The organism is Gilvimarinus algae (assembly GCF_030518215.1).
GTDB lineage: Bacteria > Pseudomonadota > Gammaproteobacteria > Pseudomonadales > Cellvibrionaceae > Gilvimarinus > Gilvimarinus algae.
The window spans coordinates 1-12,561 of the sequence record NZ_JAULRT010000062.1 but is presented as its reverse complement, the minus strand read 5'-3'; the positions used below and the strand labels follow the sequence as shown (position 1 = coordinate 12,561).

Here is a 12,561-nt window from a genome sequence, read left to right as displayed (position 1 = left end):
ATGGCGAAACGCGCGATTGCCCTTACCACGCTGCTGACGTTGCTCACGCTCTGTGGCGTAACCCAGCCGAGCGAACCACAGGTGTTTACCTATCGGACACCAAGCTCTAGCGCTGACCATCGCTTTTCCTACGAAGTCGAGCTCCTGCGTCTTGCCCTGGAAAGGACCGTACCCGAGTATGGCCCCTTTCAATTACAACCGGGGTTTTCCATGAACCTGCCTCGGGCCATGGCCATCGCCCGTGCCAACGCCCTGGAAAACCTGGTCATCAAAACCAGCTACTCCGACACACTGGCCGAAGAGTTCGATTACCCCCCCTACCCCATCGACCGCGGCATCTTCAGCTACCGGATTTGCTTTGTGAATAACGCAAAACGCCAGAGCGTTGCAAAGGCTGATTCGCTGGAACAAATGCGCGCTTTCACCATCGGCCAGGGGGTAGGATGGCTGGACGTGGAAATTCTCAGATACAACGGCCTAACCGTCACCGAATCGCCCAGCTATGAAAGCCTCTTTCCTATGCTCGCGGCTGGCCGCCTCGACCTGGTGTGTCGCGCGCAGAATGAGGTGGCGATCGAGTGGGAGCACTTCGGCGCACTCGGGGGTTTTAGCATTGATGACAGCTTTGCTTTTTACTACCCACTGCCGCGCTTTTTTTGGGTACACAAAAGCAACCCGCTGGCTTTTCAGAGATTGAGTAAAGGACTGGAAATTATTTACCGCGATGGCACAGCTCTCGAGCTGTGGAAGAAATACTACGAAGCCTCCCTGGCAAAGGTCACGCTCACTGACCGGCGCATTTATGTGTTAAAAAATCCCTACCTGAAACACATTAACCCGGCTTACAAGGATTTTTTTCTCAACCGTGAAGCCACACAACTGATAGAAAAGTCTGATTAAGCAACGCCAGCCCTTTGACGCAAGCCGGCGGCTTTCGCTAACGCACTTAATGCATAAAACCAAACTCAAATACCGTTGACCCCAGCGACGTTGTTCCCTGCGCTCGGTCGAGATCCAACCAGCGCTCATAATACCCCAGGCGCAAGAACATACGCTGGTTCAAATCCAGACGCAGACCAGCACCGAGGCTATAGGCGAAGGTATCGGCGGTATAGGTCGGTTGGTAGTTATTGCAAATGTATCCCCACCAGGGATCCCACCAGCACACGCCCTCTGGCGGGCCGCTGGCAATGTTGGAATCAACCGCCGCCCACCCCACTCCGGCATTAACAAAAGGGGTAAAAGCGCCGCGCAGCAAATTGTAATCCAGTGACGCACTGGCACTGAATGTATCCATCACACCCGAGACTGGCTGTCGCGTGTTCGCACCGTCATCCAGCACACGCTCTGCGTTATATCCCGTATCGTTCCAGGTGAAGTTTCCCCGAAACGTCAGGTGGTCGGAGTAGTTATACCCGGCGCTGAAGCCAAAGCCCGGATCGGAGTTAATACTCGCGCTCGCATCGCCTTCGAACTCGAAGGTCTCACCATAAAGATAAGGCACCTGAAAAGTAAATTCGTACTTACCGGCCCTGTCGGCCCAAGATGGCACCGAAATTAACAACGCAAGAGCTCCCAACCACCGCACACCTTTGAATATCCTCGCTTTCATAACCCACTCCCTGCCTTTGTCATAACAGTAAGAGGCGAGCGACATGCTCACATCAGAGAAAAGCATAGCCTAAAAGCCGTGAGTCTATTGATTTAAATAGGGGGTGAGTGCGGCCACACAAAAAATGAAGACGAGCGCACAGTCATGAATAGAGCAGACTAGTGCCGCCAGTGATAGTCCATCTGCCGGGCAGTGTGCTCGGCCGCGGGCAGTCCAAGCCAGCGACTGACCAGCTCGAGCGCCATGTCTATACCGGCCGAAATGCCGGCCGACGACACAACCTCTTCAGAGACAACCCAGCGCTGCGTATCCACCACCTGTAGCGCCGGGAACTGCGTGCGAAGATCGTCAATATCTTCCCAGTGCGTGGTTACTGGGCCGCGCTCCACAAGAGCGGCGCTGGCAAGGATAAAGATACCTGTGCAGACACTGGCCAACTGAGTGCTTCCGCTGGCGAGCCGCCTAATGCCCTCTAACACGGCGGGCTTTTGCATCTCGTCCCTATGCACACCGCCAACCACCAACAAGACATCCAGCCTCGGACAGTTAACGAGCGTGGAGTGCGGCACTACACGCATTCCGCCTCGCGCCTCTACCGCCTCTCTGGATTGGGCGATCAATAAAACCTCCCAGCCCAGCGAATGCAGTCGCGCCGCAGTAGAGAACACCTCAAAGGGCCCGGCAAAGTCCAGGACCTCAGCCCCCTCGTAAATGTAAATCCCAATGCGTTTTGACATTCTCTGTTGCTCCACAAAGTCGTAATTCAACGCCGCCGATAGGTAGACACTACCCTACCTACCTTGGACTAATGAACAGCTATTACCGCCCCCTAAACAGAATAGTGGCAACCTTAAGCAATCTACTTAGAGAAAAGTGTAAAGCCGCTGGCGGATAATAAACGCATTTTAGGTCATACGCCCACATCCTATTGTTGGCATTCGGCTGCATCCGCGTGTACAGGCTATGGAATTCTAGCGAATGAGAATGTCGATAGTAAGGACAGTCACCCAGTGTGTTTTTAAGGAGCCAGAAAACCTGGGCGATTCGAATTTGACGTGGACAGAAAACCAGCCATGACGACGTCATGGCTGGGGTAAACAATCAGTCTATTGTTTGGGTGTAAAGCTACCGCCCTCCTGACGGGGTGGAAACTCCTTAAAGGTGGCCATGTAATTACTCACAAGATTCTGCAAAGGTACAAATGCGTACATGTGGCGAATCAACCAGTCGTCATAGTAAGAGGAATCCTCTGGTGCCGTTTCAAAAGGATCGGCGCGCAGATCGATAAGCAAAGGAGCCTTCAAGGGAGTTTGCGCATGCTGCCATGATCCCAGCCCCTCGTGCATCTGGATAGAAAAGTGAGCTTTCCAGGGGCCATATCGAACTGCCCCCAAAGAGCCATCATCAACAAAGGCAAAAAACTCATTGCGCGGCCATTGTTCAGACTTTCCGGTTAGGCTGGGTAGCAGGTTATAACCGTCTAAATGCACCTTAAATTTCTTACCGGCTGCCTGGTAACCTTTTAGTAGCTTCTCTTTAATATTTGCATCTCCAGCGGCAGCGACCAAAGTCGGCACCCAGTCTTCCAGAGAAATAATCTCATTGTTCACCTGACCACCGGGAATCTGCGCGGGCCAGCGCACCATCATAGGCACACGGATACCCCCCTCCCAGGTCGTCGCTTTTTCGCCGCGGAATGGGCTGGTGCCGCCATCAGGCCAGGCCAGCTCAGCTTCTCAGCGCCGTTATCGGTTGTGTAAATGACGATGGTGTTGTTGGCAATACCGAGTTCGTCCAGTTTGTCCAACAATATGCCGACGTGACCATCGTGTTCAACCATTCCGTCGGCATAAATACCGCGGCCAGTCTTGCCGGCTGAATCGGGTTTTAGATGGGTAAAAATATGCATTCGCGTGGTGTTGTGCCACACAAAGAAGGGCTTGTTCGCTTTATGCGCTCTTTCAATGAAATCGAGCGTGGAGGCAAGAAACTCCTCGTCAATCGTTTCCATCCGCGTAGAGGTCAACGGACCGGTATCTTCGATTTTACCGTCAGCTGTCGACTTAATGACTCCGCGAGGACCAAACTTCTTACGAAACTCCGGGTCTTTGGGGTAGTCAGGGCTTTCTGGCTCTTCTTCGGCGTTCAAGTGATACAAGTTACCGAAAAACTCATCAAAACCATGATTGGTGGGAAGAAATTTATCCAGGTCTCCCAAATGATTTTTTCCAAACTGGCCCGTGGTGTATCCGAGCGGCTTCAGTAACTCCGCCAGTGTCGGATCTTTCTCTGAAAGGCCGATAGGATCACCGGGCATACCGATCTTCAGCAAACCCGTCCTCTTAGGAGATTGTCCGGTAATAAATGCTGCGCGACCCGCTGTACAACTTTGCTGTCCGTAGCCGTCGGTAAATAGAACGCCCTCGCTGGCGATACGATCAATATTGGGCGTGGTATAACCCATCATCCCATGGTTATAGGCGCTGGTATTAAACCACCCAATATCGTCACCCATAATGACCAAAATATTAGGCTTATCGGCTGCCAGTGACGACAATGAGAGGAATAATGCGCCCAGGGTGCCTAACAACCCAGAAAGAATGCGCTTTTTCATGCCAAGTTCCTTTTCGGTGAAGTGAGCTTTAGCCGATTTTTATTAAAAAGAGGATTTCTGTGAGTAAAATTGCAACGCTATAGAGGAGCAACGATGCTGCTCCACGCAGTGCAAATAAGCGTTGGCTGATAGAACGTGCCTGAGCTTGAGCCGATGTGGCCTAAAAAGAGTCAAAAAGACTGCATTACTCCCCATTGGCCAGCCTCAGAAGGATACTGAATACGGTCCTAAACGGATAAGTGGCACGTACAAGCGCATGGCTCCTGAATACCGCCTCAAGCAACTAGACCGAACACTGGCCAAGCCGAACAGACAGACACAAAAAAGCCCCGGCTGGCGGGGCTTTCAATACGATATGGGAGCATATCGGTTTACTAAATGGTGCCAAGGCCTCACTTGATAAGCCACCGCAAGGCCAGTAAATACGGTAATCAAAAAGATTTTAAATATTTTATGCCCCCAATAATGCCCCCAAAACCAACGCGATACCCCCTATTACAAGGGTTATTAACCAAGCATACAGGACGCTAAACGACATACTTAACCAAATCCGTTAAAGGGGAAATTTTCTACGAATGAGATTGGGCGCGGTCTAGGTTTCTAACGGATCACAAAACACAAACTACCCCCCCTATCAGCAAGTGGGTGTTTTTCTATTTAATTCCTGCCGCGTAAAAAAGTGCCTGAGGGCGCGGTGTCCGGGCACAACCCCCCAAGGTTTCAATGTACCCCCTACCTAACAAAAGCATCACCCCCAATAACCTGTAAGCATTACCCTTATTTGCCCTGTGATTGCCGCGCCGTAGTGGCACCGTAGGGGGTCGGGGGCTAGGGTCTTCAGTTTTGCCGTGTGACACTGAAGACAGTGAAGACAGCAAACCGTATTGCACTCTATTGGATTGCATGGAGCTGTCATCATTGGTCATCAGTAAGCCTGTGACGACTGAAGACACTGAAGACAAAAAGAGACACAGCAGCCTATTCAGGCTTTACCGTCACAGTGTGCTCACCATCAAATGTCACACGGCCTGTGCTAATTAGCGCCTGTTTTAGCTTATCCACTGTGGTGGTTAACGCAGCCCCACCCTTTTCAAACGCGCTTATTGTCGCCGTCCTAACACCTGCCAGCTCCGACAATTCTTTACCCGACCACCCAAGACCGGCGCGGGCCATCCTACATTGTGCACTTGTCATAACTTCACCATACCGTAATTTTTTTACCGTTTAGCGTAATAATGTATTGATAATGACGCTTAAGCGTAATATTATTACGGTTAACGGTTACAAAAACAAGGCGGGGCGAAAATGAACACAGTGACTTACGCAGAGCTGGCCAACTATTTAGAGCAACTGAAGGCACATGACTGGACATACGAATACAGCAGTGGCCCTAGCTATTACAAAGGCCGGGACAATGCCCAACGGCTGAAAGCCATAGCGGACAAAGCCCCCAAACTAGCCGCACTGTATAAGGCCTATTGCGCCTTTGTATGGTCAGGTGGTGAAGAGCCAACCGTTACCAAGCCTGCCCGCACCAACGCCACCGCCCGCGCCGTTATGGTTGACGCATGGCACACAGCCCGCCGTGCCGCCAAGCGCTACGGCTACCCCGCCAAAGCGTTTATTGCTCATGCTATGCGCCAAGCATGGGCCAGAGTGAAGGCAGCCAGGTTAATCAGCTTCGACAACACCAGCCGCCCGCGTGTGGTGTACACCGTGTGCGTAGATGAACGCCTAAGCCGCAACACTAAGTTACGCGACCAATTGGCCGTTGAGGCATACTTTAGCGACTACCGCACCGCCCAAACTGCCCGCGCATTACTGGCGCAGGCATTCACAAAACCCTTCATCAAAACCGCAAGCACTTGTTACGCCTAACCATAGGAGCACTAAGCCATGAATCGAACAGTGAAAAAAGAAAAGTCTAAAGATTATGATATGCACCGCCATGCAATGCAGGCACCTGTTGCACCCGAGGGGCATCTGTTTACCGTGCATTGGCATCCGGGAAGCTACCGTTTAAAAGAGAGGCGTTCGCCCCGCCTCAATAGACGCAGCCATGCACATAGATTACTGAAACTTTTACAGAAAAAGTACGGTGAGAATATGGCAATAATTTGGGTTCATTAAAATCACTAGGGCGGCAATTACGCCGCCCCTGTATCATCTGCAAATAACGCTGAATTTCTGACTCTATACACCCACACACGCGACCTGCCCGCCCTCGGTAGCCGCACCTGAGTTTTTAACCGCCCGGCCTTATTATCACCATCAGTTAATACAAGCGCCTCACGATCACGCAGCAAGCGCGCCACCCGGTTAGCGTCCCAACCCTTGCAAAGCTCTTTATCAAACGCTGTTGGGTAAATGTAATAAACAACGTCTGAGGCGTCACCGTCCAAGTGGTCTTTGTCCACCTCTTCACGCCTGTACCCCCATATCTCACCAGTTTGCGGCACATGCCCATCAATCACCGCGTCTTGTTCGTTGTCGCTATCCCAGCGTTTAAACCGGCTTTCACTGTACTTGGTAAGATGTGAACGTACCTGCTCAAGCATTTGCTTATCTTCAAGGTTTCCTTCACCCCCACGGGCAGCAAGCCAAGACAGATAACACGCATCAGCAGCGCGCATAGCTTCGCCTTTTTCCCAACCTGTAAGACCGCCCGCCGTTGCCAACTCGCCAGCCGCACCCACTAGCGCAAACTTAGCAGCCGCCCTTGCTACTTGGCCACCTGCATTGACGCTAAGGTGCGATTGCTTGAACCGCGATATTTTTGCAATTAATCGCTCACAAAATGCCGCCCGCTTATCACCCGCAACAGCAGACAATAACGCCTCCAGGAAGGCCGGGAAGGCCGTGCCGTGATACTTTGCCATAGCCTCACGTAAGTATTCCGACAACGCAGCACCACCCTCAAAGCCGTGGACAGTATCAAAAACACCGTATTTTTTGCGGTCGCTTTCGGATTCCTTAAAGGTAGAGCGTAAGCCTATAAAACGCATCTCCATACCGCCCGTTTGCGCCTTGCCGCTTTCCATTAAATATTGCTCTAACGTCTTCTCACCGTTACTTAGAAACGTTAAACGCCAGCGGTGCTGATTATTGCCAGCCTGCCCGCGATCATTCGCCCGGTGTTTGCCTTGCCCGTTGCCCAACATATACACCACATCACCAATAATGCGCGGGTCAACTTGGTTAATTTCATCTAAGGCCAGCAACAAATCGGAGTGTGCCGCCGCTTGCGCCTCTAGCGCATTGTCAGTGCTACGCCAGGTACACTTGTAATCGTCGGGTTTACCGTAGACCGAGCAAGCCACGTTCAACAGCGTGGACTTACCCCAAGACGAATCACCGTAAAAGTGAAAACCCATAGTCTCATAACCCAACAGCTCCACTAGGGGCGAAGAGAACGCCGCCGATACAGCAAACACTGCAAGCGGGTTACCGGCGCAATACTTCGCCACATTATCCCGCCATTGCTCCAAGGTGCCAGACGGTGACAGCTTGCAAAGCGGCTCACCTTCTGAGTAATACATTACCGGGTCTTTGCTCTCACCTATGGTGCGCTCTGGCAACACAAAAACGCCCTTATGCCAACCCATTTTATAGGCGAGGGCAACGCGGTTTTGAATATCACCGCCCTGTAAATACTCTAATAATTTGCGCTTAGCTTCGCGGTGGCTATCAATATCTAGGCCGCGATCAAATAAACCGCGCACCACTTCCGCCCCGCCCTCTGTGGCAAATAAGCGCATGGGAATATTCCAATGTTTTTCTACGCCGTCATAGTCGCAAAAGCACACTAACTTACCCCAGTTGCGTCCGGTGCCGTGACCATCACGCGACAAGGCCAATACATCAAGACGAGCACAGATACGCCGCTTTTTTTCGGCCTTGGCATCGAAAAAATACACGCCGCCATCGTCTACCGTATAGCCAAAAGGCGCGGCACTACCTGAAGGCTCAGGAGCGGCCCCCGTTTGCAGCTCTGGCGTGTTTGGGGCACTGGGGGTGCTATCACCCCCATCCGCAACCAACAAACGATTATCAGCAATCAGGGTGCTCAGTTGCTCTGCCGTATAGCCCAGCTCTAGCGCGTCCGCCGCGTCTGCCTTCTCTGGCCATTCCGGGCCAAAGTTCGCCAGGTTAACCACAGCAAAGCCAGTCACACCCGCCGCCATTAACGCCGCCTGCAAGGTGCCAACACTTGCGGCCCCCGCTTCATCATTATCAGGCCAGTACCACACCGTACGCCCTGCAAGCGGCTTAAAATCCGTTTTCCCTATGGCCTTACTGCCACCGCTCCACGTCATACAAAGCCGATCAGGGAGCAACACGCGGGCGGCATCGGCGGCCTTTTCACCTTCTACCAACACTACAGGAGCGGACGCATCAAACCGGCCCAATAATTCCAGCCCATAAAGCGGGCGGTTGTCTGGCAACTGGAGCCAATGCCACTTGGTATAGCCGTTTTTTTTGCCAAAATTGGCGGGTCTGTATTCCTTTTTGCGCTCGCCATTGGTGCCGATACGGTCAAACCGTGCCACACGCATTAACAAGCCCCCGGACTCGCTGAAATAATCCCAATAGCGTGAGGCCTTGCCCAATTTGTAGTGGTTTACCGGGCAACTTTTGGCAGCGCTTGCCGGTGGTGGATACACAGGCTCAAAAGCCGGCATTTTCGGTTTGCTTTTCACTGGCGGGGGTGTACTGGTGTCACCAGCTTCCATACCCAGGTACGCGGCCAACCGCTTGCACGCTTCGCCCATTGCAACACCATCTAGGTAAGCCACCAAGGCGATTAAATCGCCGCCTTTATCATCGGTGGCAAAGTCAGCCCATACCCCTGTATTTAGGTTAATACTGAAGCTACGGGCGCTACTATCGGCCCGCGCCCTATTAATAGCTACCCATTCATGGCCTTGCCTTTTACCGTCCGGTGCCCAGCGACTACACACCGCCTCAGCGCTATTAAGAGCCGCCGCCGCTACCGCCTCAAAATTAAGTTTTCCCATAATATTTAATACCTCAAAACTCCCGGCCCCTTGCTATGGCAATCAGGGCGCGAAATCACGCGAATTACTCCCACACGTACACTATTTTTCCGCAGTGATGCGCGCCAACAATGACGCCCGGTGGTAGGCCTGAAATATCAAAATTATGGCGACTGGCGATACAAACAACGGAACCCGGCCACTCCAATATGACGGTATAGGGGTAGGTGTTAACAGCGTTGTTAAGCTCTGCAAAAAGTCTAGGTTCGGTTTTATTTAATTGGCGGTGCGCCAACTCTTCAATAGTAACCGGCTGCGCCGATCTGCTTACATCTAAGTCTGACAATATGGGGGCAAGTCGGGCGGTCATTTTTCGGCCCCCGCTGCAATTATTTTTGCCATAAAGGCATCAAGGTCAGAAGAGCGCCAAACGGTAACGCCGGGCGATGGTCGGAACGGTTTGGGCGCATAACCCTCTTGAACCCAACGCCACCAGGTTGAACGCGACACGCCAAACCGGGCGCTTGCATCATCAACGCGGTGGAGTGTTTCGCCTATGGGGGTGGGAGTATTGAAAGCGCGTTCTGTTGGTTGGGTTGTGGTAGCCATTTTGTAAATCCTCATGCTGTGTTTATAAGTCGCATGATGATTTTGGAGGGGCTACAAGTGGGAAGTGGCTAGCACATGCCACTATTTTTTAGGGTTAACGGTATTTTTCCTTATGGTTTTCCAGTTTTGACAACGCTTACCCCCGGCGGAAAAGTGAGCTTCTGCAAGCTGGCAAACCCTGCTATAGAGAAGCTGGGGGCTTTCTTCGCATTTGTTATCTATCCATTCCTGTATTTCTTCATAACTAGGGTACTGCGCCGCACGCTCTTTACCTCCGTTACTAGCCGCCCCTTCTTGCCCTCTTGCTTTATTTAAGTCCCTTTCAAACGATGTAAAAGCCAAACGATGGTGAGCATCGACAACACGCATACAGTGCTCTAACGCTTCATAAAATTTGCCAGCCTGAAGCAAGCTAAAGGCTCGCCAACAGCTACAGAGCAACGAATCAGACAAATATTCTGGAGACAGACCGGTTTTTGCCAGCGCTGTCTTTATTTGGTTATACACCGGAAAACGAGCTAACACTCTCTTGTGTACGGTGTGCGTGTTTGAAGTGACAAATGAGCTAGTCCCATCATCATAGAAATAGCGGTAAGCGGAGGGCTTATAGCCTGCTTCATCAAGGCATTTTTCAGCCGCAACAGCAGAACGAACAAGGTAGTTTTCAGGTGATTCATAGTCGCCAAACTTATCAAAGTCTTCGAGCTTATCAATTGAGAAAACACGAACGGCATGGAGTCCTTCATATTCTTTTTCTCTTTTGCCGGGCCTCGGGAGAATTTTCCGCCTGTAAAAAGTATCTACCATACCGTACCCCTACGATACCCGGTAAAAGGTTACCAAGGCGGTGCGCCGGGTGTGCGCATTTTCAGGAGCTACCCTAGCCTTGGCAAATCGCAAACGGGAATTTTTATTGCAAATACGTCTCATTGAACCGAAAAAGCCCACTTTTGTCTTCAGTGTCTTCACTCAAATAGTGCCACCTGTGACACTCTGAGGACAAGCCCATACGATCCAGCGGTGCCCTTATGTGTCCGGTGTCTTCACTGTCTTCAGTGTCACACGGAAAAAGTAGGGGTAGAGTAATGGCCTATTACTTAGTTGGCCTTGCGAAAGTCAGCCGTAACCACTGAAGGGGTCAATATTTCCGCCCTCAGTGTGTCCAGATAATCAGCCCAGCTTTGCATCATGGCCTTACGCTCTGATAAGTATTTGGTGCGGTTGTACGCCCTGCCGTTTGCATCCTTCACAGCGTGGGCTAATTGTTGCTCGATATAGTCAACGCGAAAGCCCAGCACTTCATCAAGCAAGGTGCGAGCGGTTGCCCTAAAGCCGTGTGGGGTTACTTTGTCTTTGTCATACCCAAGAGTACGCAACGCCGTTAACACTCCCGCCTCTGACAACGGGCGACCACCACGGCGCGCACTGGGGAACACATAGCGGCCTGAGCCGGTAAGCGGCTGTATTGCCTTCAGTAGCTCCAGCGCCTGAGTAGGTAACGGGACTATGTGCGGCTGGCGCATCTTCATTTTGTCTTTAGGTATTTCCCAACGCTCTTGCTCCCAGTCTATTTCCGACCATTCCATGTGGCGAAGTTCGCCAGGTCTTTGAAATAACATGGGGGTGAGTTTTAGAGCCGTGGCTACTTCCATTGTGCCGGGGTAAGCATCAATGGCGACAAGCAAGGGGGCAAGTTCTTTCGGGTCAGTAATTGCCGCCCGATGTGTAGCTTTCATTGCTACCAAAGCACCTTTTAAATCTTGCGATACATCACGATCAGCCCGACCAGTAGCAACGGCATAGCGCAATACCTGCCCTGCTACTCGCTTTGCTCTGTGTGCGGTTTCATGTAGTCCGTCCGCCTCAATGCGGCGCAATGCAGACAGTAGCGAGGCGGGTTTTAACTCAAGCACAGGAGTGCCCCCAATGTGGGGGCATAATTTCTTATCAAGTATCCATTCCAGCTTTTCTACAGTGACCGGCGCGGCCCCTTCCGCTTTGCGCTTCTCTACATACTCAGCACCAATGGCGGCAAAGGTATTTGCAACGGCGGCCTGTTGCTGGAGCTTGGCTTGTTTCTTAGCTTCGCCGGGGTCTTTACCATCCTCTAGCATATCTTTGGCCTCGCGGGTTTTCTCGCGGGCTTTGGCTAAGGTGACTTTAGGGTAAACACCAAGGGCTAGGCGCTTCTCTTTTCCACCATAGCGGTATTTCAGCCGCCAATACCTTGAGCCGGTGGGGGTGACCTCCAGGTACATACCGGCACCATCGGCCAACCTGTAGGTTTTCTCTTTTGGCTTTGCCTGCCTTACCGCCGCTTCACTGAGTTTGTTGATACCGGCCATTTTGAAAAATGCCCCCACCACTGAGAATGTATTCCCAATTATGCCCCCGCTTATAGTCGGATACAATGGGGGCACATAGGACGGTTACGGATAGGCCAGACACAAAAAAGCCCCGACTGGCGGGGCTTTTGAGACGATATAGGAGTATATCGGTTTACTGATTGGTGCCCAAGGCCGGACTTGAACCGGCACGGCTTGCGCCACTACCCCCTCAAGATAGCGTGTCTACCAATTCCACCACTTGGGCAAAGGGGTTGATGCCTAAACATCGAATTTGCTAATGCATAATCTGCCAATCATCCCGACACACTACGCGTGGTCGCTGTCGGCGTCCTGCCTCTCGCGACACTTGTGCCTCCTGCACATCGTCTACCCAATTCACCA

At 51.9% G+C, this 12,561-nt stretch carries 10 protein-coding genes, 1 tRNA gene and 1 pseudogene; 3 read left to right on the top strand and 9 right to left on the bottom strand.

What is annotated here, in order from left to right:
* Positions 1-900: a transporter substrate-binding domain-containing protein gene (locus QWI16_RS14765; protein WP_302714221.1), complete on the top strand. Its 900-nt coding sequence runs from the start codon at positions 1-3 to the stop codon at positions 898-900.
* A 46-nt stretch (positions 901-946) separates the two neighbouring features.
* Here the strand turns inward: QWI16_RS14765 and QWI16_RS14760 are convergent, their stop codons facing one another.
* From QWI16_RS14760 to QWI16_RS18755, 4 genes and pseudogenes are all read right to left on the bottom strand, one after another.
* Complete coding sequence (locus tag QWI16_RS14760; RefSeq protein WP_302714219.1) at positions 947-1,612, bottom strand: outer membrane protein; 666 nt, start codon at positions 1,610-1,612, stop codon at positions 947-949.
* Between the two features lie 158 nt (positions 1,613-1,770).
* Positions 1,771-2,349 carry a DJ-1/PfpI family protein gene (locus QWI16_RS14755; protein WP_302714218.1) on the bottom strand — a complete coding sequence of 193 codons (579 nt, stop codon included), beginning with the start codon at positions 2,347-2,349 and terminating at the stop codon, positions 1,771-1,773.
* 369 nt (positions 2,350-2,718) lie between these two features.
* Positions 2,719-4,226, bottom strand: a pseudogene (locus tag QWI16_RS14750) (arylsulfatase).
* Positions 4,227-5,204: 978 nt separating this feature from the next.
* Positions 5,205-5,399 carry a helix-turn-helix domain-containing protein gene (locus QWI16_RS18755; RefSeq protein WP_368045306.1) on the bottom strand — a complete coding sequence of 65 codons (195 nt, stop codon included), beginning with the start codon at positions 5,397-5,399 and terminating at the stop codon, positions 5,205-5,207.
* A 132-nt stretch (positions 5,400-5,531) separates the two neighbouring features.
* Between QWI16_RS18755 and QWI16_RS14745 the strand changes: the two genes are divergently transcribed.
* Entirely contained in the window at positions 5,532-6,104 is a 573-nt protein-coding gene (locus QWI16_RS14745; protein WP_302714217.1) for a hypothetical protein, read from the top strand.
* An 18-nt stretch (positions 6,105-6,122) separates the two neighbouring features.
* Positions 6,123-6,356, top strand: a complete 234-nt coding sequence (locus QWI16_RS14740) for a hypothetical protein (RefSeq protein WP_302714216.1) — start codon at positions 6,123-6,125, stop codon at positions 6,354-6,356.
* A 17-nt stretch (positions 6,357-6,373) separates the two neighbouring features.
* Here the strand turns inward: QWI16_RS14740 and QWI16_RS14735 are convergent, their stop codons facing one another.
* The 5 genes from QWI16_RS14735 to QWI16_RS14715 form a co-directional block, all read right to left on the bottom strand.
* On the bottom strand, positions 6,374-8,776 hold the full coding sequence (locus tag QWI16_RS14735) for a DUF927 domain-containing protein (protein WP_302714215.1): 2,403 nt from the start codon (positions 8,774-8,776) through the stop codon (positions 6,374-6,376).
* Between the two features lie 532 nt (positions 8,777-9,308).
* On the bottom strand, positions 9,309-9,593 hold the full coding sequence (locus tag QWI16_RS14730) for a hypothetical protein (protein WP_302714214.1): 285 nt from the start codon (positions 9,591-9,593) through the stop codon (positions 9,309-9,311).
* 320 nt (positions 9,594-9,913) lie between these two features.
* The gene (locus QWI16_RS14725) at positions 9,914-10,639 is read right to left on the bottom strand and encodes a hypothetical protein (protein WP_302714213.1); all 726 of its coding nucleotides are present in this window, start codon (positions 10,637-10,639) and stop codon (positions 9,914-9,916) included.
* A 290-nt stretch (positions 10,640-10,929) separates the two neighbouring features.
* The gene (locus QWI16_RS14720) at positions 10,930-12,177 is read right to left on the bottom strand and encodes a tyrosine-type recombinase/integrase (RefSeq protein ID WP_302714211.1); all 1,248 of its coding nucleotides are present in this window, start codon (positions 12,175-12,177) and stop codon (positions 10,930-10,932) included.
* 162 nt (positions 12,178-12,339) lie between these two features.
* A tRNA-Leu gene (locus QWI16_RS14715) sits at positions 12,340-12,424 on the bottom strand.
* Positions 12,425-12,561 lie beyond the last annotated feature (137 nt).

Coding starts and splice junctions, on each gene's coding strand:
- QWI16_RS14730 (WP_302714214.1), bottom strand. CDS start 9,593: ATGACCGCCCGACTTGCCCCCATATTGTCAGACTTAGATGTAAGCAGA.
- QWI16_RS14745 (WP_302714217.1), top strand. CDS start 5,532: ATGAACACAGTGACTTACGCAGAGCTGGCCAACTATTTAGAGCAACTG.
- QWI16_RS14720 (WP_302714211.1), bottom strand. CDS start 12,177: ATGGCCGGTATCAACAAACTCAGTGAAGCGGCGGTAAGGCAGGCAAAG.
- QWI16_RS14755 (WP_302714218.1), bottom strand. CDS start 2,349: ATGTCAAAACGCATTGGGATTTACATTTACGAGGGGGCTGAGGTCCTG.
- QWI16_RS14760 (WP_302714219.1), bottom strand. CDS start 1,612: ATGAAAGCGAGGATATTCAAAGGTGTGCGGTGGTTGGGAGCTCTTGCG.
- QWI16_RS14765 (WP_302714221.1), top strand. CDS start 1: ATGGCGAAACGCGCGATTGCCCTTACCACGCTGCTGACGTTGCTCACG.
- QWI16_RS18755 (WP_368045306.1), bottom strand. CDS start 5,399: ATGGCCCGCGCCGGTCTTGGGTGGTCGGGTAAAGAATTGTCGGAGCTG.
- QWI16_RS14740 (WP_302714216.1), top strand. CDS start 6,123: ATGAATCGAACAGTGAAAAAAGAAAAGTCTAAAGATTATGATATGCAC.
- QWI16_RS14725 (WP_302714213.1), bottom strand. CDS start 10,639: ATGGTAGATACTTTTTACAGGCGGAAAATTCTCCCGAGGCCCGGCAAA.